The 23,428-nt window shown below is 70.8% G+C and carries 20 protein-coding genes and 1 pseudogene; 13 read left to right on the top strand and 8 right to left on the bottom strand.

The window, feature by feature from the left end:
* Nucleotides 1-97: 97 nt before the first annotated feature.
* Together ACFVXA_RS15120 and ACFVXA_RS15115 are read left to right on the top strand one after the other, a co-directional pair.
* Nucleotides 98-715, top strand: a complete 618-nt coding sequence (locus tag ACFVXA_RS15120; RefSeq protein ID WP_389467021.1) for a TetR family transcriptional regulator — start codon at nt 98-100, stop codon at nt 713-715.
* 49 nt (nt 716-764) lie between these two features.
* Nucleotides 765-2,873, top strand: coding sequence for a HelD family protein (locus tag ACFVXA_RS15115; RefSeq protein WP_390025197.1), 2,109 nt, complete (start codon nt 765-767; stop codon nt 2,871-2,873).
* Between the two features lie 54 nt (nt 2,874-2,927).
* Here ACFVXA_RS15115 and ACFVXA_RS15110 read toward each other — a convergent pair whose 3' ends face one another.
* Together ACFVXA_RS15110 and ACFVXA_RS15105 are read right to left on the bottom strand one after the other, a co-directional pair.
* The gene (locus ACFVXA_RS15110; protein WP_362026732.1) at nt 2,928-3,596 is read right to left on the bottom strand and encodes an SDR family NAD(P)-dependent oxidoreductase; all 669 of its coding nucleotides are present in this window, start codon (nt 3,594-3,596) and stop codon (nt 2,928-2,930) included.
* Nucleotides 3,593-4,477 (bottom strand): nitroreductase/quinone reductase family protein, encoded by an 885-nt coding sequence (locus tag ACFVXA_RS15105; RefSeq protein ID WP_389467016.1) that lies wholly within the window; start codon nt 4,475-4,477, stop codon nt 3,593-3,595. Before ACFVXA_RS15105 ends, ACFVXA_RS15110 begins: the two co-directional genes overlap by 4 nt.
* A 526-nt stretch (nt 4,478-5,003) precedes the next feature.
* Here ACFVXA_RS15105 and ACFVXA_RS15100 point away from each other — a divergent pair.
* Nucleotides 5,004-5,120: pseudogene (locus ACFVXA_RS15100) on the top strand (RNA polymerase subunit sigma-24); the annotation flags it as partial.
* A gap of 244 nt (nt 5,121-5,364) precedes the next feature.
* Nucleotides 5,365-6,825 carry a rifampin monooxygenase gene (gene rox, locus ACFVXA_RS15095; protein WP_390025195.1) on the top strand — a complete coding sequence of 487 codons (1,461 nt, stop codon included), beginning with the start codon at nt 5,365-5,367 and terminating at the stop codon, nt 6,823-6,825.
* A gap of 427 nt (nt 6,826-7,252) precedes the next feature.
* Here the strand turns inward: rox and ACFVXA_RS15090 are convergent, their stop codons facing one another.
* Entirely contained in the window at nt 7,253-7,945 is a 693-nt protein-coding gene (locus ACFVXA_RS15090; RefSeq protein ID WP_383739145.1) for a TetR/AcrR family transcriptional regulator, read from the bottom strand.
* Nucleotides 7,946-7,998: 53 nt separating this feature from the next.
* On the opposite strand from ACFVXA_RS15090, the gene ACFVXA_RS15085 reads away from it, so the two are divergent.
* The 4 genes from ACFVXA_RS15085 (at nt 7,999) to ACFVXA_RS15070 (ending at nt 11,246) form a co-directional block, all read left to right on the top strand.
* Nucleotides 7,999-9,123, top strand: a complete 1,125-nt coding sequence (locus tag ACFVXA_RS15085; protein ID WP_362026723.1) for an NAD(P)/FAD-dependent oxidoreductase — start codon at nt 7,999-8,001, stop codon at nt 9,121-9,123.
* A gap of 365 nt (nt 9,124-9,488) precedes the next feature.
* Nucleotides 9,489-9,995: a helix-turn-helix domain-containing protein gene (locus ACFVXA_RS15080; RefSeq protein WP_390025193.1), complete on the top strand. Its 507-nt coding sequence runs from the start codon at nt 9,489-9,491 to the stop codon at nt 9,993-9,995.
* 107 nt (nt 9,996-10,102) lie between these two features.
* Nucleotides 10,103-10,696 (top strand): hypothetical protein, encoded by a 594-nt coding sequence (locus ACFVXA_RS15075; protein WP_362026719.1) that lies wholly within the window; start codon nt 10,103-10,105, stop codon nt 10,694-10,696.
* A 205-nt stretch (nt 10,697-10,901) separates the two neighbouring features.
* Nucleotides 10,902-11,246, top strand: coding sequence for a DUF2516 family protein (locus ACFVXA_RS15070; protein ID WP_362026971.1), 345 nt, complete (start codon nt 10,902-10,904; stop codon nt 11,244-11,246).
* A 365-nt stretch (nt 11,247-11,611) separates the two neighbouring features.
* Here ACFVXA_RS15070 and ACFVXA_RS15065 read toward each other — a convergent pair whose 3' ends face one another.
* The 3 genes from ACFVXA_RS15065 to ACFVXA_RS15055 all read right to left on the bottom strand — a co-directional run bounded on the left by ACFVXA_RS15065 (nt 11,612) and on the right by ACFVXA_RS15055 (nt 15,490).
* A complete protein-coding gene (locus ACFVXA_RS15065) occupies nt 11,612-12,967 on the bottom strand; it encodes a PP2C family protein-serine/threonine phosphatase (protein WP_383739140.1) in 1,356 nt (451 codons plus the stop codon).
* A gap of 310 nt (nt 12,968-13,277) precedes the next feature.
* Nucleotides 13,278-14,363 carry an NlpC/P60 family protein gene (locus tag ACFVXA_RS15060; protein WP_362026712.1) on the bottom strand — a complete coding sequence of 362 codons (1,086 nt, stop codon included), beginning with the start codon at nt 14,361-14,363 and terminating at the stop codon, nt 13,278-13,280.
* 305 nt (nt 14,364-14,668) lie between these two features.
* Nucleotides 14,669-15,490, bottom strand: coding sequence for a class I SAM-dependent methyltransferase (locus ACFVXA_RS15055; RefSeq protein WP_389467006.1), 822 nt, complete (start codon nt 15,488-15,490; stop codon nt 14,669-14,671).
* A gap of 343 nt (nt 15,491-15,833) precedes the next feature.
* Here ACFVXA_RS15055 and mshA point away from each other — a divergent pair, with 343 nt between their 5' ends.
* From mshA to ACFVXA_RS15040, 3 genes are all read left to right on the top strand, one after another.
* Nucleotides 15,834-17,171, top strand: coding sequence for a D-inositol-3-phosphate glycosyltransferase (mshA, locus tag ACFVXA_RS15050; RefSeq protein WP_362026706.1), 1,338 nt, complete (start codon nt 15,834-15,836; stop codon nt 17,169-17,171).
* Nucleotides 17,164-17,664: a YbjN domain-containing protein gene (locus tag ACFVXA_RS15045; RefSeq protein WP_362026703.1), complete on the top strand. Its 501-nt coding sequence runs from the start codon at nt 17,164-17,166 to the stop codon at nt 17,662-17,664. The genes mshA and ACFVXA_RS15045 overlap by 8 nt, the downstream gene beginning before the upstream one ends.
* 147 nt (nt 17,665-17,811) lie before the next feature.
* Nucleotides 17,812-19,566, top strand: coding sequence for a glycosyl hydrolase family 28-related protein (locus ACFVXA_RS15040; RefSeq protein ID WP_389467003.1), 1,755 nt, complete (start codon nt 17,812-17,814; stop codon nt 19,564-19,566).
* Here the strand turns inward: ACFVXA_RS15040 and ACFVXA_RS15035 are convergent.
* Nucleotides 19,545-20,378, bottom strand: a complete 834-nt coding sequence (locus ACFVXA_RS15035) for an AraC family transcriptional regulator (protein WP_362026697.1) — start codon at nt 20,376-20,378, stop codon at nt 19,545-19,547. The genes ACFVXA_RS15040 and ACFVXA_RS15035 overlap by 22 nt on opposite strands.
* On the opposite strand from ACFVXA_RS15035, the gene ACFVXA_RS15030 reads away from it, so the two are divergent.
* A complete protein-coding gene (locus tag ACFVXA_RS15030) occupies nt 20,377-20,871 on the top strand; it encodes a DUF2000 family protein (RefSeq protein WP_383739132.1) in 495 nt (164 codons plus the stop codon). The two genes, ACFVXA_RS15035 and ACFVXA_RS15030, sit on opposite strands and share 2 nt — an antisense overlap.
* 72 nt (nt 20,872-20,943) lie before the next feature.
* Here the strand turns inward: ACFVXA_RS15030 and ACFVXA_RS15025 are convergent, their stop codons facing one another.
* The gene (locus ACFVXA_RS15025; RefSeq protein WP_389745692.1) at nt 20,944-22,272 is read right to left on the bottom strand and encodes an MDR family MFS transporter; all 1,329 of its coding nucleotides are present in this window, start codon (nt 22,270-22,272) and stop codon (nt 20,944-20,946) included.
* Between the two features lie 262 nt (nt 22,273-22,534).
* On the opposite strand from ACFVXA_RS15025, the gene ACFVXA_RS15020 reads away from it, so the two are divergent.
* Nucleotides 22,535-23,296, top strand: coding sequence for a phosphoglyceromutase (locus tag ACFVXA_RS15020; RefSeq protein WP_362026688.1), 762 nt, complete (start codon nt 22,535-22,537; stop codon nt 23,294-23,296).
* Nucleotides 23,297-23,428: the final 132 nt, after the last annotated feature.

The raw sequence follows: 23,428 nt of genomic DNA, 5'->3' as shown, positions 1-23,428 counted from the left end.
GAAGAGGGGAAGCAGGAAGCGGTTCAGTGCTCCGCAGTCTTCGACCTCAAGCCCGGTTGAGGTCAAGGGTCGCCCGGGGGATGCGTAGGCTCGGGGCATGGGTGAGATCGGACTGCGCGAGCGCAAGAGGCGACGGATGTACCAGGACGTCTCCGACATCGCGATCGGGCTCTTCCTGGAGAAGGGCTTCGACGCCGTCTCCGTCGCCGAGGTCGCCGCCGTCGCCGAGATCTCCAAGCCGACTCTCTTCCGGTACTTCCCGTCCAAGGAGGACCTGGTCCTGTACCGGTTCGCCGACCACGAGGACGAAGCCGCGCGGGTGGCCCTGCGCGGGCCGTCCGCGGTGGAGGCGTTGCGGCGCCACTTCCTCGACGGGCTGGAGCGCCGCGATCCCATCACCGGGCTCAACGACAGCCCGGAGGTCCTCGCCTACCACCGCCTGCTCTACGGGACGCCTTCGCTGGTCGCCCGGCTGTACGGCTACCTGGAGCGGTCGGAGGCCGCCCTCGCCGAAGCGCTCGGCGGCGACCTCGGCGCCCGGCTCGCCGCCGGGCAGATCGTCGCCGTACAGCGTGTGCTCGCCCAGGAGAACTGGGGGCGGATCGCGCGGGGCGAAGGGGTCGAGCGGGTCCGGCCGGACGCCGTCGCCGCGGCCGAGAAGGCGTTCGCGCGGTTGGGGGCGGGGCTCCCGGAATACGCGGAATACACGGAGTAACTCGGTAAAAAATGTAACTCGGTTACGTCATTCCGTTACCCTTCATGGAATGACGTCACCCGACCCTGCCCTCACCGTCGCCCTCGCCCGCTCCCTCACCCAAGAACGCGCGTACCACGAGACCTGTCGCGCCGCCCTCGCCGCCATGGTCGACGGTGCCGAGGAGCAGGTCGTCACCGGCGAGGACGTCTCCGCCTCCGGTGCCGACGCCGAAGTCCTCGGATACCGGCTGCGCAGCCAGGCGAAGGAGCTGCGGGAGTTGCCGCAAGGGCCCTTGTTCTTCGGCAGGCTGGACTTCGAAGGGAGCACCGCTGCGGCGGCCGACGGGGGCCCGGGCGCAGCCGGTGAGTGCGTGGGCGAGTGCGTGGGCGAGTACGCGGGTGAGCACGCCGGGCAGAGCTATCACATCGGCCGGCTGCGGATCACCGAGCAGCCCGCTGCCCCACCCCTCGTCGTCGACTGGCGCGCCCCCGTCTCCCGCGCCTTCTACCAGGCGAGCGCCCGCGACCCGCAGGGCGTCTCCGTCCGCCGCCGCTTCGGCTGGGCGCACGGCAGCCAGGGGGACTCCGCCGACCTCACGGGCCTGGAGGACGAGCACATCGCAGAGGGGCAGGCGCCGGACAGCGGCATCCTCGCGAGCGAGATCGAGCGCCCCCGCGTCGGCCCCATGCGGGACATCGCCGCCACCATCCAGCCCGAACAGGACGATCTCGTACGCGGTGATCTCGCCTCCTCGGTCTGTGTGCAGGGCGCCCCCGGCACCGGCAAGACCGCCGTCGGCCTGCACCGGGCCGCGTACCTCCTCTACACACACCCGCAGCGCATCCGCCGCGGCGGCCTGCTGATCCTCGGCCCCAACCGCACCTTTCTCACCTACATCTCGGAGGTGCTTCCCGCGCTCGGGGAGACAGGCGTGCGGCAGTCGACGATCGGGGACGAGATCGCCCGGCACCCGGTGACGGCGGCGGACGACGAGCGCGCCGCCGTCGTCAAGCACGACGCCCGGATGGCGGAGGTGCTGCGCCGGGCCCTGTACGGGAGGACTGCCGGCCTCGCCGACTCCCTGGCCGTACCGGACGGTTCGTACCGCTGGCGCGTCCCGGCCGACGCACTCCGGCGCATCGTGGACGGCGTACGGGCCGAGGAACCCCCGTACGCCGTCGGGCGCGAGCGCGTGCGGACGCGGGTCGTGCGCCACGTACAGCGGCAGGCCGAACGGCGTGCGGGGCCGCAGACGAACGCGTGGGCGCGGAAGATCGCGCGGGCGGGGTCCGTCGGCGCGTACGTCGACGCGGTGTGGCCCCGGGTGCGCCCCGAGGAGCTGGTCGCCCAACTCCTCACCGACGCCGATGTGTTGGCGGAGGCGGCCGACGGGATCCTCGACGCCCAGGAGCAGAAGGCGATCCTGTGGGCGAAGCCGCCGCGCTCGTGGAAGTCGGCGCGGTGGTCCGCCGCCGATCTCGTCCTCCTCGACGAGGTCGCCGGGCTCATCGAACACCCCGAGGGATACGCCCATGTGGTCATCGACGAGGCGCAGGACCTGTCGCCGATGGAGTGCCGCGCGATCGCGCGGCGGGCGTCGTTCGGGTCGCTGACGGTGCTCGGCGACCTCGCGCAGGGCACGACGCCGTGGGCGGCCCGGGAGTGGGGCGAACTCCTCGGCCACCTGGGGAAGCCGGACGCCGCGGTGGTACCGCTGACGACCGGCTTCCGGGTCCCCGCAGCCGTGGCCGAACTCGCCAACCGGCTGCTGGCCCGACTGGATGTGGCTGTGCCGCCCGTTCGATCCCTGCGCAGGGACGGCCGGTTGAGGACGCGATCGGCCTCGGACCTGCCGGCCGCGACCGTCCGCGCCGTGCGGGAGGCGCTCACCCACGAGGGCTCTGTCGGAGTCATCGCCGCCGACACGGATGTCGTAGGCGTCCGGGAGGCGCTCCGCGCCGCGGGGATCGCGACGGCCGGCCCCGACGAACTGGGCGCGCGTGTCGCGGTGGTGCCCGCCGGGCTCGCCAAGGGACTTGAGTACGACCACGTCGTCGCCGTCGAACCGGCCGCCGTCGCGGAGGGGGAGACACGCGGACTGCACCGGCTGTACGTGGTGCTGACGCGGGCGGTGTCACGCCTGGACGTGGTGCATGCCAGGCCCCTGCCCTGGTGATCCAGGTCCCTGCCCTGGTGAATCCAGGTCCCTCTGCCTCGGCCGGTGACCGGTCTACCAGGGAAGGGGCAGTCCGTCGCGGAAGAAGCCGCCGGTGGGGCCGTCGTCCGGGAGGGTGGCCGCCCAGACGACGCTCGCGGCGCCCTCCTCGACCGGGCGGCCGCCGACTCCGCCCATGTCGGTGGCGACCCAGCCCGGGCAGACGGCGTTCACCAGGACCCCGTCGGCGCGCAGCTCGGCGGCCAGCATGCGGGTGAGGGCGTTGAGCGCCGCCTTGGACGCGGAGTAGGCGGGGGTCCCGCCGCCCATGCTCGTCAGGGAGGCGACCTCGCTGGAGACGTTCACGACGCGCGGGTGCGCGCTCGCGCGCAGCAGGGGGAGCAGCGCCTGGGTCAGCCGCCAGGGACCGTACAGATTGGTCTCGGCGGCCTCGCGTACGACGTCCAGGTCGGCGGTGGTCGCGCGCTGCCAGGTGTCGTACGTGATCGCCGCGTTGTTGACCAGGACGTCAAGGGCGTCGATGTCCCGGGCGGCGGCGGTGATGTCGGCCTCGGAGGTGACGTCCAGGCGGAGGGGGTGTGTGCGCGGTCCGAGGTCGCGCGCCGTTGCCTCGGCGGCCTCGGCGGACCGGGCGGTCACGAGCACGGTGTGGCCCGCGGCGGCCAGCTGCCCGGCGACCTCGCGGCCGATACCGCGGTTGGCGCCGGTGACCAGAGCGATCACCGCGACGCTCCTGGGGAGGTCAGGAGGGGGATCAACTGTTCTTCCTCGTAGGTCAGATGGGCTTCGAGCTCGGTGGTGAGGCGTTCCACCTGGGAGAGTACGCGGCCGGGGTCCGTGTCCTGCTGATCCTGGGCGACGGCGCGGCGCAGCTCTTCCAGCAGCTCGGCGATCCGTTCGTGTTCCCGGCGCAGGCGGTCCAGGGCCGGGGTGAGTTCGGGATGGCGGTCGGCGAGGAGCGGGAAGATGCCGAGTTCCTCGCCGGTGTGGTGGTTGTGCAGGCCCTGGCAGAGGGTGAGGCAGTTGACGCGGAGCTGGGCGCCGAGGGGGACACCGGGGGTGCGGGTGCCATCGGTGCCCGCGGCGGCCGTGAACTCCTTGCGGATCAAACGGAGTTCACGCCGGAACGCGTCGTGGACGACCTTCAGGGCCTCGGCCATGGAGCCCGCGTTCACGTGCGGCGGGCCGTCCTTCGGGATCGGGTGGAGGGCGACGACCGGGATCACGCGGTCGGTCTTCGCCTGGTACTCCGCCCATCCCGGGTCGGCTTCCACGGCGCGGGCGAAGACGGCGTCGCGTTCGGCGGGTTCGAGGACGACCGCGTCCGCCTCGTAGATGAAGACGCCGTCCTCGACGGTCAACCGGGGGTTCGCGAGGAGGTTGTGGAACCAGTCGGGGTGCTGGGGCGCGCCCCCGGCCGACGCGATGACGAGTACGCGCTCGCCGCCGTCGGGGTAGTAGCCGACGGGGGTGGTGTGCGGGGCTCCCGTCCGTGCGCCGGTGGTCGTCAGCAGGAGCAGCCGCGCTCCCTCGAAATAACCACCGACGCGCCCGCCGTTGGCACGGAATTCTTCGATGACCTGCTGATTGAAGGGGTTGGGCATTCTCGGCTTTCTTTTGTTTTTGGGCAGGGGGAATTACCGCTGGGCAAATGCGGTGCAAGGGGACAGCCCGCGGTGCGGAATGTGAGGCGTGCCGCGATGAGTAAAGGCGTGCGGGGGCCCGAAGAGGAGCTCGGACGAGGGGCCCGAGGGGGGCGCACAAGGAAGTCGTACGAGGTCGACGTACGCAGACGACGTACGAGGTCGACGTACACAGCCGGCGCACGGGGATGTCGTACGGGAATGTCGTACGGGAATGTCGTACGGAGATGCCGCACGCGGAAAGGCGTACGCGGAAATGCGTACGCAGAAGGCGTACGAAGGAAGGGCGGGCGGGGCTCTACCCCGCCCCGGCCTCACTCGGAGGCCGGGCAACCAACTCGCTCACGGCACAAGGCCGACCCGGCAGTCATGGGCGTAACGGTAATGCCAGGAGCGGTGTCAACGCAATACGCTCTTCCCTGTGCTTTTCCTTACCCGCACGATTTCAGGCGTCGAGGCCGGCGATTTCGTTTTCGGCACCCGGCACGGCGAGCCCTCCGCGGTGAGCCTCGTGGTGGAGAACGGGCGGGTCACCCGGATCTACGTGGTGAGAAACCCGCGGAAGCTGACACACCTGGACGAACCGGCCGAACTCGCCAGATAGGCAGCGCTGATGCTCTGACGCCGTGAGTGTTCCGGGCGGCGGGAACCGCCCGGAACACCACAGGCGCAACGACGTAACGACGCAACTGCTGTTGTCGACGTAGGGGGTTGTGCGGGAACGTCGCACCGCAGGTGGGAATCGCGGCACGGTTGCGGGGACTCGGCGCGGAGGTGCGGGTTTGCGCGGGCCGCCGGACCGCGCGGAGCGGCCGGCCGAAATCCAATCTCGTCGAACGGGTGTTCAGATGATTGACGTGATCGTGGTCGGCGGCGGACCGACCGGCTTGATGCTGGCCGGCGAGTTGCGGCTGCACAGCGTGCACGTGGTCGTGCTGGAGAAGCTGACCGAGCCGACCGGGGAGTCCCGCGGGCAGGGCCTGCACGTGCGCAGCGTCGAGATGATGGACCAGCGCGGCCTCCTCGACCGGTTCCTCGCGGTCAGTGAGAAGTTCCAGGCCGGCGGTCCCTTCGGCGGTATCAGGAAGCCGTGGCCGGACCGGCTGGACACGGCTCACCCGTACGGCGTCGCCATCCCGCAGCCGGTCACCGAGCGGCTGCTCGACGAGCGAGCCGTCGAACTCGGTACCGAGATTCGGCGCGGCTGCGAAGTGGTCGGGCTGCGTCAGGACGAGGAGGTGGTGACCGTCGAGTTGGCGGACGGCACCCACCTGCGCTCGCGCTACCTCGTCGGATGCGACGGCGGCCGCAGTGCGGTGCGCAAGCTGCTCGGCGTCGGTTTCCCCGGCGAGCCCGCCACGGTCGAGACGCTGCTGGGTGAAATGGAGGTGACCGAGGAACCGGAGACGATCGCCGCCGTCGTCGCGGAAGTCCGCAAGACCCAACTGCGGTTCGGCGTCAGCCCCGGCGAGAACGGGGTGTGCCGCGTGGGCGTGCCCGCCGACGGCGTGGCCGAGGACCGTGCGACCGCGCCGACCCTCGAGGAGTTCAAGCAGCGGCTGCGGGCGGTCGCGGGCACCGACTTCGGCGTGCACTCGCCGCGCTGGCTTTCCCGGTTCGGCGACGCCACCCGGCAGGCCGAGCGCTACCGGGTCGGCCGGGTGCTGCTGGCCGGCGACGCGGCGCACATCCACCCGCCGACCGGCGGCCAGGGGCTCAACCTCGGCGTGCAGGACGCGTTCAACCTGGGCTGGAAGCTGGCCGCCGCGGTCGACGGCTGGGCACCGGAGGGGCTCCTCGACAGCTACCACACCGAGCGGCACCCGGTGGGCGCCCGCGTGCTGGACAACACCCGCGCGCAGATCACGCTGCTGGGGACCGATCCGGGTGCGACCGCGCTGCGGGAGCTGCTCTCGAAGCTGATGGACTTCGAGGAGGTGAACCGGTACGTCACCGGGATGATCACCGCGGTCGACGTCCGCTACGACTTCGGCGAGGACGAGGACGAGGACGAGGGCGAGGGCGAGGGACACGACCTGCTCGGCCGACGGCTGCGGGACGTGAAGGTGAAGCGGGGCCGCCTCTACGAGCTGATGCACGACGGCCGTGGACTGCTGCTCGACCAGACCGGCCGGCTCTCGGTGGAGGGCTGGGCGGATCGGGTCGACCACGTCGTCGACGTCAGCGAGGAACTGGAGGCGCCCGCGGCGCTGCTGCGGCCGGACGGCCACGTGGCGTGGGTCGGCGAGGATCAGCAGGATCTGCTCAGCCGCCTGCAAAGGTGGTTCGGCAGCGCGGCCGTCGGCTGAGCGTACGGTCGTGGCCCGAAGGCCCCTGTCCGTTCCCAAAGGATCTGAATCGATGAGGTGTCTCTGAGCTGGGCCTTGTCAGTTCTGCTGGGACGAATCCGAAGCCGGGCGGCCCAGTGGATCTGCACGGTGATGCGCCTGCTTGACCGCAAGCTGGGACGGTCCCATTTGTTCTGCCGGACGGCACGGCCGCGGCCTGGTGTTTTTCAGTGCTGGTGGGACTCACCCCGTAAGGCGTCGTAGTCGTACGGCGTTGCCCAACCCCTCGTCCGGGTGATTACACAGTCCGGCGCAAACCCCCGTCGCTGGGCCGTGTCTCTTGACTGCTGAGGCGAGGGGCCTTCGGCAAGACTCGTGGTGGCGGCGCAAGCCCGCACGCCCGTGGACACCGACCCTGACCTCGCTCACATTCGGCAAGGGCTGAGCGTCACGTCGGCGGTCGGGTGAGTTTGGTGGCCACGGCGTCGAGGACCCAGTCCAGGCCGGTTGCGAAGGATGTCTCGGCGTCCATGTCCGTGCCGTCGTACACGGCCTTGGCCAGCGCCGGGAAGCGGCCGGTGGCCAGTATTCTCGTCACATGCGGGCCGTGGGCGCGCTGCCAGTCGTGCTTGGACAGGCCCGTGGCGTGCTCGGCTCGCAGGTTCGCGATCTCGCGCCTGATCGCGCCAATGAAGTAGGCGCTGACCGTCTCCACGGCGCGCATGACGGTGTCGATATCGGCGAGGCCGTCGAAGGCGGCCAGCGTGGCCTCGGTCACGGCGAGGCCGTTCGGACCCAGGGTCGGGCGCCCGCCGAGCAGGTCGGCCAGCCATTCGTGACGGAGAGCGGCCTGCCTGGTGCGCTGGGCGAGGATGCGCACCGCCTCCCGCCAGTCACCGGGCTGTTCGTCGGGGAGGATCTCGGCTTGGACCTCGTCCATCATGAGGTCGAACAGCTCCTCCTTGGTGGAGATGTATCTGTACAGCCGCATCGGGCCGGCGTCCAGGCGGGCGGCCACCTTGCGCAAGGACACCGCCCCCAGCCCGCCCTCGTCGGCCAGCGCGACAGCCGCGGCGACGATCCGCTCCCGGTCGAGCGGCACGGGTTGAGTCGGCGGCTCCGGCCGGTCCCACACAGTCATTGGCACACCGTACCGTTGCGATTCATCGTAATGAGAAAATACAGTGTATCGGCATGAGACACCGCATCGCAGTGGTCGGGAGCGGTCCTGCCGGCCTTACCTTCGCCCGCGTCCTGCACCGCCATGATCACCTCGTCACCGTCCTCGAACGCGATCCCGCCCCCGACGCCCGGCCCCCGGGCGGCATCCTGGACCTGCACGAAGGGCTGGGCCAGCTCGCGCTGGACAAGGCGGGGCTGCTGGCGGAGTTCCAGGCGCTGTCCCGTCCCGAGGGGCAGGCCATGCGCATCCTGGACACGGACGGGACCGTCCTGCGCGACTGGCGACCCCGTCCGGATGACCGGGCCAATCCCGAGATCGACCGCAGGCAACTCCGTGACCTACTGCTCGGCCCCCTCGACGTCCAGTGGGGCCGGGGCGTGACGCAGGTGGTGCCAGGGGCCCGGGATGGCGTACTGGTGCATTTCGCGGACGGGCGACAGGAGACGTTCGACCTCGTGGTCGGCGCGGACGGCGCCTGGTCCCGGGTCCGCCCGGCAGTCTCGTCGGTGACGCCGCACTACACCGGCGTCACCTCGGTCGAGACATCCCTGGACGACGTCGACACCCGCCACCCTGACCTCGCCCGGTTGATCGGCGACGGTTCCATGGCTGCGTACGGCGTGAACCGAGCTCTCGTCGCCCAGCGCAACAGCGGCGGCCACGTCAAGGTGTACGCCCAGTTCCGCGCGCCACTGGACTGGCACACGAACCTGGACCTGGCCGACGTCGAGGCCGTGCGATCGAGCTTGCTGGCGCTGTTCGACGGCTGGGCCGCTCCTGTCCTCGACCTCCTCCGCCACGGCACCGCCTTCGTCCACCGCCCCCTCTACGTCCTGCCCGTGTCCCACACCTGGACCCACGTCTTCGGGGTGACGCTACTGGGAGACGCCGCCCATCTGATGCCCCCACTGGGGGCGGGCGCGAACCTCGCGATGCTGGAAGGCGCAGAACTCGCCGAGTCCATCGCCGCCGCCCCCGGTCCTGGACATCTGGACGAGGCCGTCCGCGCCTTCGAGGAGCAGATGTGGGCACGGGCCGGCAGGTGGGCGAAGATCACGACGGCCGGTCTGGAACGCCTTGTGAGCCCGGACCCCGCCGAAGCCCTCGCCCTCTTCGATCATGTCCAGCAATCCTGACTGCCTGCCAAGCGCGAGAGCACCAGCGTCAACAGCTCGCCACGGCTTCACGGGACGGTACGGCACCGCCGCGGTCCCTTCCGGCAGAACCACCGTTAGGCGAACGCACGGACGCCTGCGTCGAGCGCAACCCTCAACCCGCTACCGCCACTGGTCCGATCCTCCTCGCAGGACGGTGAAGCAACTCGCTGCGCAGGTCGTCCGAGACCCGTTCACTTCACTCTGCGGACTCGGAGGGAAACCGCAGATAGACAGGGAACGGACAGCCCCGTCCGTGCTCGGGCTCACCAGCCGTCCGTGTGGCGTGGCGCACTTTTGCAAGCGGGTGCTTGCAATTGTTAGCGGGGATGGGGCAAGGTGGGGGCATGGCATCGCTCAACGTCGGCAACCTTGGTGAGTATCTGCGGGAACAGCGGCGCACCGCGCAGCTGTCGCTGCGGCAGCTCGCCGACGCCGCCGGAGTGTCCAATCCGTACCTGAGCCAGATCGAGCGCGGGCTGCGCAAGCCGAGCGCGGAGGTGTTGCAGCAGGTCGCCAAGGCGCTGCGGATCTCCGCCGAGACGCTGTACGTGCGGGCCGGCATCCTCGACGCCGAGCGGGACCGGGACGAGGTGGAGACGCGCGCCGTCATCCTCGCCGATCCCACGCTGAACGAGCGGCAGAAGCAGGTGCTGCTCCAGATCTACGAGTCCTTCCGCAAGGAGAACGGGTTCGAGATCACCCAGGCGCAGGCGTACAAGGACGAGGGCGCCCACGACACCGAGGCGCCCGGCACCGACGTACGCACGGCCCAGGACATACCGGACACCGCCGCCCCCGGCCCCCGCACGGCCGACGGCAGCGATGCCGGTCCGCAGCAGACCGCCAGTTGACGAGCAGCACCAGCACCGCCGCACCACCGGAACGAGCGCCGACCGGCTCTCTCGCCGCGGATCACCCAAAACCCTCAGCCGAAAGCCACTACGGGAGGACCATCGCCATGGCCATCACCGACGACATCCGCAAGGCCGCCACGGACCCGACCCCCCTCTACTTCCTCGCCGGCACCGCCGACCTGGCCGTCCAGCAGGCCAAGAAGGTCCCCGGCATCGTGGAGCAGATCCGCACCGAGGCCCCGGCGCGCATCGAGACCGTGAAGAACATCGACCCGAACGCCGTCCAGGAGAAGGCCACCGCCCGCGCCAAGGAGGCGCAGGAGACCCTTCAGACCAAGGTGACGGAGTTCATCAGCACCCTCGACACCGACCTGAAGAAGATCGGTGAGTCGGCCCAGGACTTCGCCCTGCGCGGTGTCGGCGTCGCCGCCGAGTACGCCGTGAAGGCCCGGGAGACGTACGAGAAGGTCGCCGAGCACGGCGAGCAGGCCGTGAAGACCTGGCGCGGCGAGGCCGCCGAGGAGATCGAGGAACTGGCCATCGCGGTCGAGCCGAACGCGGAGCCGGTCGAGGTCAAGGACGAGGAGAAGCCCGCCGAGGCCTCCGCCGAGTCCGCCTCCGACAAGAAGACCGCCGCGAAGAAGCCCCCGGCCCGCAAGACCACCACGGCCAAGAAGACGACTCCGCCCGCGAAGTAGGCGGTCAGCAGTACAGCACTACAGCACTACAGAAGTAAGCGGTCACCAGACAGCAGTACAGCAGTGACAGCTAAGAGCAGTAACGGCAGGAAGAAGCGGCGCGGCCGCTTCGGGCCATGGAGACGGGCCGGGCACTCTCAGAGTTCCCGGCCCGTTCTCCGGGTACGGTGGCCGTAGAGACGACTCGATTCGGGCGGTGGGCATTGTGCTGATGACGGCATTCGGCGGTCTCATGTGGCTGATCTTCACAGCCATGCTGGTGCTCGCCGTGGTGGCGCTGGTGATGGCCGCGGTGGCCCGTGATGACGCCTACCGCGCGGCCGACAAGCAGAACAAGATGTTCTGGCTGATCATCCTGGGCATCACGGTCGCCGTGAACCTTCTGGTCCCGATGCTCTTCCTGCAGATCGCGGGCCTGGTCGCCACCATCGTCTTCTTCGTGGACGTACGCCCCGCGCTCCGTCAGGTCTCCGGCGGCGGTGGCCGGTGGGGCCGCCGCGGCGGAAGCAGCAGCGACGGGCCGTACGGCCCCTACAACGGCGGTCGCTGACACACGACGAGCGGTCCGGCCCCGGTGTAGCGGCGGTCGGTACCCCACGCAGCCACGCGGGCCCTGGCATCCAGGGCCCGCGGTGTGTGGCGGCACGCGCCGCACGGCCGCACAAGACGCAGGTCAGACGCCACTCGGCTGCAGGCCGCACAAGACGCCGCACAGACGTCGCTAGGCCGCAGGGCACAAGACGCCGCGCGGCCGCAGGCTGCAAAAGAGCCGCACGGCCGTCGCAAGGCCGCAGGCGCATGAGAAGCCGCACGGCCGTCGCAAGGCCGCAGGCTGCATAAGACGCCGCACGGCCGTCGCAAGGCCGCGGCCCGCACAAGACGCCGTACGGCTCCGTACGCGCTGCCGTACGACGGTTACGGCGTCCGGTCCAGCATCAGCACCGCCACGTCGTCCGCCAGCTCCCCGCCGTTGAGCTCACGCACCTCGTTCACCGCCGCGCGCAGCAGCTCCTCGCCCTGGAGGCCCTGGTCGAGCTGGCGGCGGACCATGTCCACCATGCCGTCCTGGCCGAGCCGCTCCTTGCCCGCACCGATGTGGCCCTCGATCAGACCGTCGGTGTAGAGCATCAGGCTCCAGGCCGCGCCCAGCTCCACCTGCATACGCGGCCACCGGGCGTGCGGCAGCAGACCGAGCGCGGGGCCGTTGTTGTCGTACGGCAGCAGTTCGGCGGGCCGGCCCGGGCGGGCGATCAGCGGGGACGGATGGCCGGCCAGGCAGAGCCCGGCGCGGCGGCCGTCCGGTGCGATGTCCACGGTGCAGACCGTCGCGAAGATCTCGTCGTTCTCGCGCTCGTGCTCCAGGACCTGCTGGAGCGTCGAGAGCAGCTCGTCGCCGCACAGTCCCGCGAGCGTCAGCGCGCGCCACGCGATGCGCAGCTCCACGCCGAGCGCCGCCTCGTCGGGACCGTGCCCGCAGACGTCGCCGATCATGGCGTGCACGGTGCCGTCGGGCGTGCGGACGGTGTCGTAGAAGTCGCCGCCGAGCAGTGCCCGGGAGCGGCCCGGGCGGTAGCGCGCGGCGAAGCGCAGCGGGGAGCCCTCCAGAAGCGGGGTCGGCAGCAGGCCGCGCTCCAGGCGGGCGTTCTCCTGGGCGCGCAGCCTGGACTCGGTGAGCCGTCGCTCCGCCTTGTCGGAACGTTTCCGCTCCACCGCGTACCGGATCGCACGGCTCAGCAGCCGCCCGTCCAGCTCGTCGCGGAAGAGGTAGTCCTGGGCGCCGACGCGCACCGCCTCGGCACCGCGCTCGGCGTCGCCGGACGCGGTGAGCGCGAGGACGGCGTGCCGGGGCGCGAGCCGCAGCACGTGCTTGAGCGTGGCCAGCTCGTCGTCGCTCTCGGCCGCCCGGCCCGGCGCCGGCAGCGCGAGGTCGAGCAGGATGCAGTGGACGTCGTCGGTGAGCAGCCGGTCGGCCTCGGTGAGGTTGCGGGCCGTACGGACACGGATCGGCTTGCCCGCCGCGTCGAGCATTTCGGGCACGCTGAGCGAACCGGCCGGGTCGTCCTCGATGACCAGCAGGGTGAGGTTGGTGGTGCTGTCGACCGGGGTCGTGGCGGCACGGGGCGCATGTGCTCCCCCGGCCGGGTTGGCGGTCGAGGTGCCGGACAGGCCGCCGGTCGGTTCTCCGGATGGGCCGCCGGGTGAGAACGCGGCTTGAGCCGGACCACTCTCCACGGCCGGGATCGCTCTCTGCCGCGGTACGGGTACGGGCATCGTCTGGGTTCCTTCCCTCCCCCCGAGGGCGTGGTGGGGCGAAGGTCTTCGACACCCACCGACCGGGACCATAGCGTCAGCCGGGGCCGCAACGGAATGGTGTGCGACACGGCGCCCGGCAAACGGCCACCGTCATATGCCGCATCCTGTACCGCACTTGGACAGGATGGGGTCCCCTCCCGAATGACGAAGGTCACGTCCCCGGGGTGGAACCGCGAGGGCAGCCGTGCGGTGCGTCACGTGCGGCAGGTCACGTGGGGTAACCCAGCCAAGGGGCCCGCGGGAGCTATACGCGTGCGGCGCGGAGGCGTCACGCGTCCGGTCGTACGACCCCCAGGATCGGCATCGACCCCGCCCCCGTGATCGTCACCGTCCGCCCGGGCCGGGGCGCGTGCACCACGGCGCCGTCGCCCACGTACATCCCGACATGGCTGGCGTCGTCGAAGTAGATGATCAGGTCGCCGGGGCGCATGTCCTTGATGTCGACGTGCGTGAGCTGCTTCCACTGCTCCTGCGAGGTGCGCGGAATGCCGTGCCCGGCGGACGCCCAGGCCTGGGAGGTCAGCCCCGAGCAGTCGTACGAGTCCGGGCCCTCGGCGCCCCACTCGTAGGGCTTGCCCATCTGGCCGGTCGCGTACTTCACGGCCTTCTTGCCCTGCTCGGACGCCTTGCCGTTGATCTCGGCGAGGATGCCGGAGCTCAGCCACGTCGTCTGCGCCTGGTACGCGGCCTCCTCCTCCAGCTTCGCCAGCCGCTCCTTCTCCTTCTCCTCCAGCTGGGACTCGAGCTTCTCGGCGGCGGCGATCCGCTCCTTGATCTTCTTCTTGGCCTCGGCCTTGGCCTTGCGGTTGGCCTCCAGCTTCTTCCACTGGGCGGAGGCGTCCTTCGCGTACTGCTCCAAGTCCTGCTGGGTGCGCGTCATCTCGGCGAGCAGGCCCTTGGCCGCGTGCTCGCCCTGCCGCACGCGCCCCGCGCCGTCCAGGAACTCCTGCGGGTCGTCGCTCAGCCACAGCCGCGCCTCGGGCGGCAGTCCGCCGCCTCGGTACTGCGCGCGGGCCGCGGCGCCCGCGCGGTCCTTCAACTTGTCCAGCTTCGCCTGGCCCTTGACGATCTCGCGGGCCAGATCGACGATCTCGGCGGACTGCTTCTGGGCCTTTTCCTCCGCCGCGTTGTACGCGTCCGTGGCCACCGAAGCCTGGTGGTAGAGCTTGTCCAGCTTCTTGCGGACCTCTTCAAGATCCTTGTTGCTCACCGGTTTTGGTGTCGCGGTGGGGGTCCGGGTCGGTGTCGGTGTCGGGCTCGCGTACGCCACGCCGGGCGTTGCCAGTGCCACGCAGGCACATGCGCAGGCCAGGGCCATGGCCGCCGTGGTCAGGCTCCGCTTGCCGGATCCCATTACTCCGCCCCCAAACTGATTTACCGTCAGTAACTTCCGGACGCCTGGGGGATCGTGCCATGTCGGCGCGCATTGCGACAGAGGTGGGCAAGAACTCCCCTCTCCTGCGCGACGGAGGCGGGCGGGAACTCCCCTCCCCGCGCCGGTCCGGCTCCCCGCGCCCCCTTTCCCCCTCCCCGCTTCCCCGCTTGCGCAAGACGATCTCCCCGCCTGTGTGACGAACCAGTCACGGAGATCGTTCCCCGCAGGTCACGGGCGCGGCAGGCCCCCGCGCGGTCGCGAGCCCGGCATCATGCCCCTATCCCCTATACCGCTCGTGGCGCCAACGCCTCCCAGCGCACCGTGACTTCGCCCTGGCGCCAGCGCGTCACCCCGTCCGTCACCGGCCAGTCGGCCGTCAGGTCGCGGACCGCGCGCATCCAGCGCTGCCGGGCGCCGTACGAGGCGTAGGGCGCGGCGGCGGCCCAGGCCCGGTCGAAGTCGCGCAGGAAGGCGTGCACCGGCTCGCCCGGGACATTGCGGTGGATGAGGGCCTTCGGCAGGCGTTCGGCGAGGTCGGACGGGCGGTCCAGGGAGCCGAGCCGGGTGGCGAAGGTGACCGTGCGGGGGCCCTCGGGGCCGAGCGCGACCCAGACGTGCCGCCGCCCGATCTCGTCGCAGGTGCCCTCGACGAGCAGGCCGCCACGGGAGCCGGCGGGGCCCGCCGGTGCGAGGCGGGCGCACAGGCGCTGCCAGACCTCGGCGACCTGGTCCTCGTCGTACTGGCGGAGGACGTTCGCCGCCCGGATCAGTGCAGGGGCGCCCGGCACCGGCACCTCGAAGCCGCCGTGCCGGAAGACAAGGCCGTCGCGCTCGTACGGGCGGGCCGCCTCGACCCGGGCCGGGTCGATCTCGATGCCCACCACGTGGGTGGCGGGGGCGACGGTGCGCAGGCGGGTCAGCAGTTCCACCGCCGTCCAGGGGGCCGCGCCGTAGCCGAGGTCGACCGCCACGGGGGCGGGGGTGCGGCGCAGTTCGGTGCCATGGGTCGCCGCGATCCAGCGGTCCATGCGGCGCAGCCGGTTGGGGTTCGTGGTCCCGCGTGTCACCGTGCCCACGGGGCGGGGCGGGGCGGCGCGGGATGTCATACGTACGAGGGTATGCGCCGGGATGGGTTCGCCCCCTCCGCCCCTGCCCGTCCCGTATCTGAAGGCCGCCGCCCCACGCCCCCGCCTTTCGGCCTGAACGGCCTCGTCCTCAAACGCCGGACGGGCCAACCGGACGGGCCAACCGGACGTGCCGACCCGGCGGCCAACCGGACGTGCCGACCCGACGGGCCACACGGTCGCCAGCCACAAGCCCGAACGGTTGAGCGACACCCGGTAATGATTCGGCAAAGAGGAAATGAGGCGGACCGTTCCGGCGTTCCCCCTCTTTGGAGGGTGCCCCACACCCTCCGTCCGGCATGCCCGCAGCAAGGAGGACCGCTACGTGAGCCAGTACGTCAGCAGGCTCGGGCGACGCTCCCCGGCAGTGTCCGCACGGCTCAGGCTGCACCGCAGGCCCCGTCGCGTCGCCATGCTCTCCGTACACACCTCACCCCTGCACCAGCCCGGCACGGGCGACGCGGGCGGCATGAACGTGTACATCGTGGAGCTCGCCCAGCGCCTCGCCGCGATCAACATCGAGGTCGAGATCTTCACGCGCGCCACCACCGCGGCGCTCCCGCCGACCGTCGAGCTGGCCCCCGGCGTCCTGGTCCGGCACGTCGACGCGGGCCCCTACGAGGGCCTCGCCAAGGAGGACCTCCCGGCCCAGCTGTGCGCCTTCACGCACGGCGTCATGCAGGCCTGGGCCGGTCACCGCCCCGGCTACTACGACCTCGTGCACTCGCACTACTGGCTCTCCGGTCACGTCGGCTGGCTCGCCGCCGAGCGCTGGGGCGCGCCCCTGGTGCACGCGATGCACACCATGGCCAAGGTCAAGAACGCCGCGCTGGCCGAGGGCGACACCCCGGAACCGGCCGCCCGTGTCATCGGCGAGACCCAGATCGTGCGCGCCGCCGACCGCCTCATCGCCAACACCGCCGAAGAGGCCGACGAACTCGTACGTCACTACGAAGCCGATCCCGGCAAGGTCGCCGTGGTCCACCCGGGCGTGAACCTGGACCGCTTCCGCCCGGCCGACGGCCGCGCCGCCGCCCGCGCCCGCCTCGGGCTCCCGCAGGACGCCCTGATCCCCCTCTTCGCGGGCCGTATACAGCCCCTGAAGGCCCCCGACGTGCTGCTGCGCGCGGTCGCCGTCCTGCTCGACGAGCGCCCCGAGCTGCGCGGCAACATCGTCGTCCCCGTAGTGGGCGGCCCCAGCGGCAGCGGTCTCGCCAAGCCCGAGGGACTGCAGAAGCTCGCCGCACGGCTCGGCATCGCCGACGTCGTGCGCTTCCGGCCGCCCGTCGGACAGGAGCAGCTCGCGGACTGGTTCCGGGCGGCTTCGGTACTGGTCATGCCGTCGTACAGCGAGTCCTTCGGGCTGGTCGCCGTAGAGGCGCAGGCGGCCGGTACGCCGGTGGTCGCGGCCGAGGTCGGCGGGCTGCCGGTGGCCGTGCGCCACCAGGAGACCGGCTTCCTCGTCCCCGGCCACAATCCCGTCGACTACGCGCGCGTGCTGCGCGGTTTCGCGGACGACGCGGAGCTGTCCGCCCGGATGGGCGCGGCCGCCGCCCGCCACGCGGAGCGCTTCGGCTGGGACACCGCGGCCGCGGCCACGGCGGACGTGTACACGGCGGCGATGCAGGCCCACAGGCGTCGCGTACGCTCCCACCATGGCTGACGTACAGCAGGCGGCGCAGGTCATCGAGGGGGTCCTCAAGGACGCCGAACTCGAGTGGGAGAGCCCCGAGCCGGGCAACTTCGTGGTGAAGCTCCCCGGCACCCGGAAGCTGTCGACGACCGTCTCACTCCTCGTCGGCAGACATTCGCTGTCGCTGAACGCCTTCGTGATCCGCCACCCCGACGAGAACCAGCCGGGTGTGCACCGCTGGCTCCTGGAGCGCAACCTCAAGCTGTACGGGGTGAGTTACGCGGTCGATTCCCTCGGCGACATCTATGTGACCGGGAAACTGCCGCTGGCCGCGGTCACCCCCGAGGAGATCGACCGCCTTCTCGGCTCGGTCCTGGAGGCCGCCGACGGCTCGTTCAACACCCTCCTGGAGCTCGGATTCGCCTCCGCCATCCGCAAGGAGTACGCCTGGCGGGTGTCCCGCGGCGAATCGACCCGCAACCTGGACGCGTTCACCCACCTGACCCAGCGTCCCGCCAACTGACCTCTTTCCTCCGTCAATCAGCTGTTGCACGACCCCTTCCGTGCCGGGGGTCTCCGTGGCATGCTCACCGCCGACGCACATCTGAACGTCGTTCACATCCATGAAATTTCATGGGTGGTAGGGGAAGGCGATGGAGGGCGGACGGGTATGAGCAACGGGTACACCGGCATCACCAGACGCGGCCTGCTCGGCAGCGCCATAGCCGTGGCGGCCGTCGCCGTGACCGGCGGAACCGCGACGGCCGCCACACCGGACCAGCCGGTGGGCCAAGTCCCCGACCAGCCTGCGGGCCAAGCCTCCGACCAGCCTGCGGGTCAAGCCTCCGACCAGCGTGCGGGCCAAGTCGCCGACCTCTGGCGGGAGTTCACCCGTACTCCCTTCACCCACCCGCAGATCCCCTACGTCGGCAGGTCCGGCCGGGCCGGCGGCGCCGCGCGCTTCCCGCGCCGCCCCGTCGTGGCCGACGTACGCGACCACGGCGCCGTCGTGGACGACGGCACGACCGACTGCGCCCCCGCGATCAACCGTGCCATCGCTGCCGCCGGAAGGGCCGGCGGTGGCACGGTTCTCATCCCGCCCGGCACCTTCCGCATCGACGACCTGATCCGCATCGGATACTCGAACGTCGTCCTGCGCGGTGCCGGCAGCGACCGTACGAAGCTGTACGCGACCAAGAACCTCACCGAGCTGATCGGCGTCTACGGTTCCCGCTACGGCGGCGACAAGTCGTCCTGGTCCTGGGCGGGCGGCCTCATCTGGCTCTGCCCGGCCGACCGCTTCACGACGCTGACGGCGGCCATCAAGGCGAAGGCGTGGCCCTTCGAGGGCTGGACGGGCAACAAGCGCGACGAATGGCAGACGCTGACCACCGTGGAGCCCGCCACCCGCGGATCCTGGTCGGTGCGGGTCGCGGACGCCGGCGGGCTGAAGCCCGGCCGCCTCGTCCTCCTCCGCCTCGCCGACGACGCCGGCCACACCCTCCTGGAGCACATGGCGGGCGGCGGCCCCGGCCCCGAGGCGTACTACTGGGACGACAAGACGAAGCTGACGTCGTACGTCCCCTACGAGTGGCCCGTCCGCATCGCGCGCGTGCAGGGCACGAAGGTCACCTTCGAACGCCCTCTGCCGCTCGACGTACGCCCCGAGTGGGACCCGCGCCTGACCACCCACGTGACGGAGTTGACCGGTTCCGGCGTCGAGGGACTCACCCTGGAGGCCGTCGAGACCCCGCAGTCCCCGCACCTCCTCGACAAGGGCTACAACGGGGTCGTGTTCCAGTGCGCGTACGACTGCTGGGCCGACGACATCGTCGTACGTCATGTGGACAACGGCTTCGGGCTCGTCGCCGCCTCCGCCTGCACCCTGCGCCGTACGAAGGTCGCGGGCCGCGGCTCGCACCACCCGTACTTCTGCCGCGAAGGCTCGCACGACAACCTCGTCCAGGACTTCACGATCGAGCAGCGCACGGTCCCGGCCCCCGCCGGAACCCAGCTCCACGGCATCAACGTGGAGGGCCTGTCCTCGTACAACGTCTGGTCGGGCGGCGACATGCGGATGGGCACCTTCGACTCCCACCGCGGCCTGCCCTTCGCCAACGTCCGCACCGACATCACGGTGAACAACGACGGCCGGCACGGCGGCGACGCCAGCGCCGGACCCCTCTTCGGCGCCCGCTTCACCCACTGGAACATCCGCGTCACCAACGCCCGCGCGGGCCTGATGAAGATCGACGGCCTCGCGCCCTACAGCGCCACCGTCGGCGTCAACGACGTCACCGAGTTCGACCAGATCGACGTACCCGACTTCACCGGGGACCTGCACTCCCGCCTGGAGCTGTACGGCACCACGGACGTCGTACGACCGCGCGATCTGTACGAGGCTCAGCGCGAGCTCGCGCGGTAGCTCCCCGGGGTCACTCCCACCAACCGCTTGAAGTGGCGGGTGAGATGGGACTGGTCGTAGAAGCCGGTCGCGGTGGCCACCTCGGCCGGCTTCCCGCCGTCCAGGAGCAGCCGACGGGCGCGGTCGACGCGGCGGGACATCAGGTACTGGTGCGGGGCGATGCCGTACGCGCCGCTGAACGCCCGTACCAGATGGGCGGGATGGGCGTGCACGAGCCGCGCCGCCTCGTCCAGCGCGATCCCCTGCTCCAGCCGCTCGTCGAGGAGTTCACGGAGACGGTGGGCGAGCGGGCGGTCGGGGCGCGGGGGTTCCGCGGTCAGCCGGGGGCTCAGCCGGCCGCGCAGCCGCTCCGCGATCAGCGTCAGCCTGCTCTCGGCCTCCAGCTCGTCCCCGGGGTGCCCGAGCGCCGTGTGCAACTGCCCGACGCGATACCGCAGTACGGGATCCACCAGGTCGGGCCCGTCCACCGCGGGCCCGATCAGACTCTCGTCGAGCCGGCTCAGATCGAGGTACAGCACCCGCTTGCGGAAGCCGTGCTCGGTGACGGGGGAGCCGTTGTGCGGGACATGCGGCGGCAGCAGCGACACGGTGTCGTGCGGGGTGCCGTGCTCATGCCGGTCGAGGTCGTACCGTACGGCGCCGTCGTCGACGATCAGCAGTGTCCACGCGTCGTGTACGTGCATGGGGTACGCGTACTCGGTGTAGTGCGCGTGGAAGACCTCCACGACGCCCGGGACACGTGGGCGCCAGGCGGAGATCTCGCGCTGAGGGGCCTGGGGAGCCCGGGGGGCCCGGCGGCCCTGAGAGGCCATGCAAACAACGTACAAGACGGTGCCGTACGGCGTTCGGCAGTCTCGCCGTATGAGCACCTCCACCCCTGAACCCGTTGAACCCGTGCGTTTCGACACCAAGATCGCCGTCCTGCTGCGGGACGACCTGGAGCCCTGGCAGCGCCTCAATGTGACCGCTTTTCTCGTGAGCGGCCTGGGGACGGCCGTTCCCGAGGTGATCGGTGAGCCGTACGAGGATGCCGACGGCACCCCGTATCTCCCGATGTTCCGGCAGCCCGTGCTGATCTTCGAGGGCTCGAAGGAGACCTTGACCGCCGCGCACGGCCGCGCGCTGTCCCGGGTCCTGCCGCGCGCCCTCTTCACCTCCGACCTCTTCGCCACCGGCAACGACCGCGACAACCGTGCGGCGGTGCGGGCCGTACCGACGGGGGAGCTGGATCTCGTGGGGCTCGCGGTGTACGGGCCGCGGAACGCGGTGGACAAGGTGATGAAGGGGGCGCGGATGCATCCGTGAGGGGGTGGAGGCCGACGTCGGGTTGATGCATGCCCGAGGCATGGCCGGTGCCTGGGCGAGCTCAGGCCGAGCTCAGGACGCTCCGACCTCGGTCTTCTCGGCCTTCTCGATCTTCCCGGTCTTCTCGGCCCTCTCCGGGAAGGCGGGCGTCGGAGCGGCAGACGCGGCTTCCTCCGCTCTCTCCTCCACCCTCTCCTCCGCTCCCTCCGCAGGCAGCCGCCGCATCAGGACCCCGTACCCGAGCCCCGCCGCCGTACCCACCACCGCGCACAGCCCCCACAGCCACTCCGCGCCGAACCGGTCGATGACCAGGCCGGACATCAGGGGAGCGACGAGCGCGGCGAGGGCCCAGGACAGGGTGTACATGCCCTGGTAGCGGCCCCGGCCATGCACGGGGGAGAGGCGGACGACCAGCCCGGTCTGGGTGGGCGCGTTGACGATCTCGGCCAGGGTCCACACACAGACCGTGAGGGCGAAGACGCCGACGGAGCCGGCGAAGGCGGTGAGTCCGAAGCCGTATCCGGCGAGAAGCGACGAGATGACCAGCAGCCGCTTCGGGTCCCGGTGCTCGATGAAACGGGTGACCGGGATCTGGAGCGCGACGATGAGTACGCCGTTGACGGCGATCGCCGTGCCGTAGTCGGCCGGGGTGAAGCCGGCCTCGCCCATCGCGACCGGCAGTCCGACGGACCCCTGCTGGAAGACGAGGGCGACGAGGAAGGACAGCCCGACGACGCTCATGAAGCGGCCGTCGCGCAGGACGGTGCCGAGGCCGACGGCGGGCTCGGTCTCCCTGGCGAGCCGTACGGGCTTGGACTCCGGCAGCTTGGTGAAGACGACGAGCGCGCAGACGAGGGTCATGCCGGCCTCGATGAGGAAGCCCGCGAGATAGCTGAACTCGGCGATGAAACCGGCCGCCATGGAGGAGACGGCGAAGCCGAGGTTGATGGCCCAGTAGTTGAGGGAGAAGGCGCGGACGCGGTCCTCGGGCCGGACGATGTCGGCCATCATCGCCTGCACGGCGGGCCGCGAGGCGTTGCTGGCCATGCCCACCAGGAAGGCGACGGCGGCGATGCTCACCGGGTGGTGCATGAATCCCAGCAGCGCCACGAAGACGGCCGTCGACACCTGCGCCACGAGCAGGGTGGGCCGCCGCCCGAGCCGGTCGGTCATCACCCCCGCGCCCAGCGAGGAGACGACACCGCCGAGGCCGTGCAGGGACGCGACGAGACCGGCGTACGAGGCGGAGTAGCCGCGGCCGAGGGTCAGGTAGAGGGCCATGAAGGTGGCGACGAACGCCCCGAGCCGGTTGACGAGGGTGCTGGTCCACAGCCACCAGAACTCGCGGGGGAGCCCCGAGACGGTCTCTCGGGCAGCACGTCTCATGACGGCGAGTGGCATGGCTGGATCCCCCACAGGTGCTTTCGGCCTGACGGATGTAAGTGGCTCAGGCGGTGATCACAACTTACGACCTGGTGACAGGGGGAGCCACTCAATTAACAGATACCGTCAACTGACCGGCTTCCGGGAGGCCGAGTGCGCGGCTTCCGGGCGGGCGGGTGTCCGGCCTCCGGGTAGGCGAGTGCGCCGCTTCCGGGCGGCCGGGTGTCCGGCCTCCGGGCGGGCGAGCGGCGGGTCGAAGGCTTCCATTACGCTCGGGCGTATGGCCGACGCACCGTACAAGCTGATCCTCCTCCGCCACGGCGAGAGCGAATGGAACGCGAAGAACCTGTTCACCGGCTGGGTGGACGTCAACCTCAACGAGAAGGGCGAGAAGGAGGCAGTCCGCGGCGGTGAGCTGCTCAAGGACGCCGGCCTGCTGCCCGACGTGGTCCACACCTCGCTCCAGAAGCGCGCGATCCGCACCGCCCAGCTCGCGCTGGAGGCCGCCGACCGCCACTGGATCCCGGTCCACCGCTCCTGGCGCCTGAACGAGCGGCACTACGGCGCGCTCCAGGGCAAGGACAAGGCACAGACGCTCGCCGAGTTCGGCGAGGAGCAGTTCATGCTGTGGCGCCGCTCGTACGACACGCCGCCGCCGCCGCTGGCCCGCGACGCGGAGTACTCCCAGTACTCCGACCCGCGCTACGCGGCCCTCCCGCCGGAGCTGCGCCCCCAGACGGAGTGCCTGAAGGACGTCGTCGTCCGCATGCTTCCGTACTGGTTCGACGGCATCGTCCCCGACCTCCTGACCGGCCGCACGGTCCTGGTCGCGGCCCACGGCAACTCGCTGCGCGCCCTGGTCAAGCACCTCGACGGTATCTCCGACGCCGACATCGCGGGCCTGAACATCCCGACCGGCATCCCCCTCTCCTACGAACTCGACGCGGACTTCAAGCCGCTCAACCCCGGCGGCACGTACCTCGACCCGGACGCCGCCGCGGCCGCCATCGAGGCGGTCAAGAACCAGGGCAAGAAGAAGTAGGTTTTGTGATCATGCCTCCCACCTGCGCATAGAGCGCGGATGGGAGGCATTTTCATGATCCGGAACCTCTCTGGAACCTCAGCCCTTGTGATCTTGGGGCCTGAGCGCCTTACCGAGAGCCTTCCGGGCCCG

Source organism: Streptomyces sp. NPDC058246, from assembly GCF_042881985.1.
Classification (GTDB): domain Bacteria; phylum Actinomycetota; class Actinomycetes; order Streptomycetales; family Streptomycetaceae; genus Streptomyces.
The sequence above is the reverse complement of the archived record's forward strand: the minus strand, read 5'-3'. Positions and strand labels throughout refer to the sequence as shown.

What these genes read in the sequence shown, in the direction of transcription:
- ACFVXA_RS15120 (WP_389467021.1), top strand. Translation starts at nt 98, where the DNA reads ATGGGTGAGATCGGACTGCGCGAGCGCAAGAGGCGACGGATGTACCAG.
- ACFVXA_RS15115 (WP_390025197.1), top strand. Translation starts at nt 765, where the DNA reads ATGACGTCACCCGACCCTGCCCTCACCGTCGCCCTCGCCCGCTCCCTC.
- ACFVXA_RS15105 (WP_389467016.1), bottom strand. Translation starts at nt 4,477, where the DNA reads ATGCCCAACCCCTTCAATCAGCAGGTCATCGAAGAATTCCGTGCCAAC.
- rox (WP_390025195.1), top strand. Translation starts at nt 5,365, where the DNA reads ATGATTGACGTGATCGTGGTCGGCGGCGGACCGACCGGCTTGATGCTG.
- ACFVXA_RS15090 (WP_383739145.1), bottom strand. Translation starts at nt 7,945, where the DNA reads ATGACTGTGTGGGACCGGCCGGAGCCGCCGACTCAACCCGTGCCGCTC.
- ACFVXA_RS15085 (WP_362026723.1), top strand. Translation starts at nt 7,999, where the DNA reads ATGAGACACCGCATCGCAGTGGTCGGGAGCGGTCCTGCCGGCCTTACC.
- ACFVXA_RS15080 (WP_390025193.1), top strand. Translation starts at nt 9,489, where the DNA reads ATGGCATCGCTCAACGTCGGCAACCTTGGTGAGTATCTGCGGGAACAG.
- ACFVXA_RS15075 (WP_362026719.1), top strand. Translation starts at nt 10,103, where the DNA reads ATGGCCATCACCGACGACATCCGCAAGGCCGCCACGGACCCGACCCCC.
- ACFVXA_RS15065 (WP_383739140.1), bottom strand. Translation starts at nt 12,967, where the DNA reads ATGCCCGTACCCGTACCGCGGCAGAGAGCGATCCCGGCCGTGGAGAGT.
- ACFVXA_RS15060 (WP_362026712.1), bottom strand. Translation starts at nt 14,363, where the DNA reads ATGGGATCCGGCAAGCGGAGCCTGACCACGGCGGCCATGGCCCTGGCC.
- ACFVXA_RS15055 (WP_389467006.1), bottom strand. Translation starts at nt 15,490, where the DNA reads ATGACATCCCGCGCCGCCCCGCCCCGCCCCGTGGGCACGGTGACACGC.
- ACFVXA_RS15045 (WP_362026703.1), top strand. Translation starts at nt 17,164, where the DNA reads ATGGCTGACGTACAGCAGGCGGCGCAGGTCATCGAGGGGGTCCTCAAG.
- ACFVXA_RS15040 (WP_389467003.1), top strand. Translation starts at nt 17,812, where the DNA reads ATGAGCAACGGGTACACCGGCATCACCAGACGCGGCCTGCTCGGCAGC.
- ACFVXA_RS15030 (WP_383739132.1), top strand. Translation starts at nt 20,377, where the DNA reads ATGCAAACAACGTACAAGACGGTGCCGTACGGCGTTCGGCAGTCTCGC.
- ACFVXA_RS15035 (WP_362026697.1), bottom strand. Translation starts at nt 20,378, where the DNA reads ATGGCCTCTCAGGGCCGCCGGGCCCCCCGGGCTCCCCAGGCCCCTCAG.
- ACFVXA_RS15025 (WP_389745692.1), bottom strand. Translation starts at nt 22,272, where the DNA reads ATGCCACTCGCCGTCATGAGACGTGCTGCCCGAGAGACCGTCTCGGGG.
- ACFVXA_RS15020 (WP_362026688.1), top strand. Translation starts at nt 22,535, where the DNA reads ATGGCCGACGCACCGTACAAGCTGATCCTCCTCCGCCACGGCGAGAGC.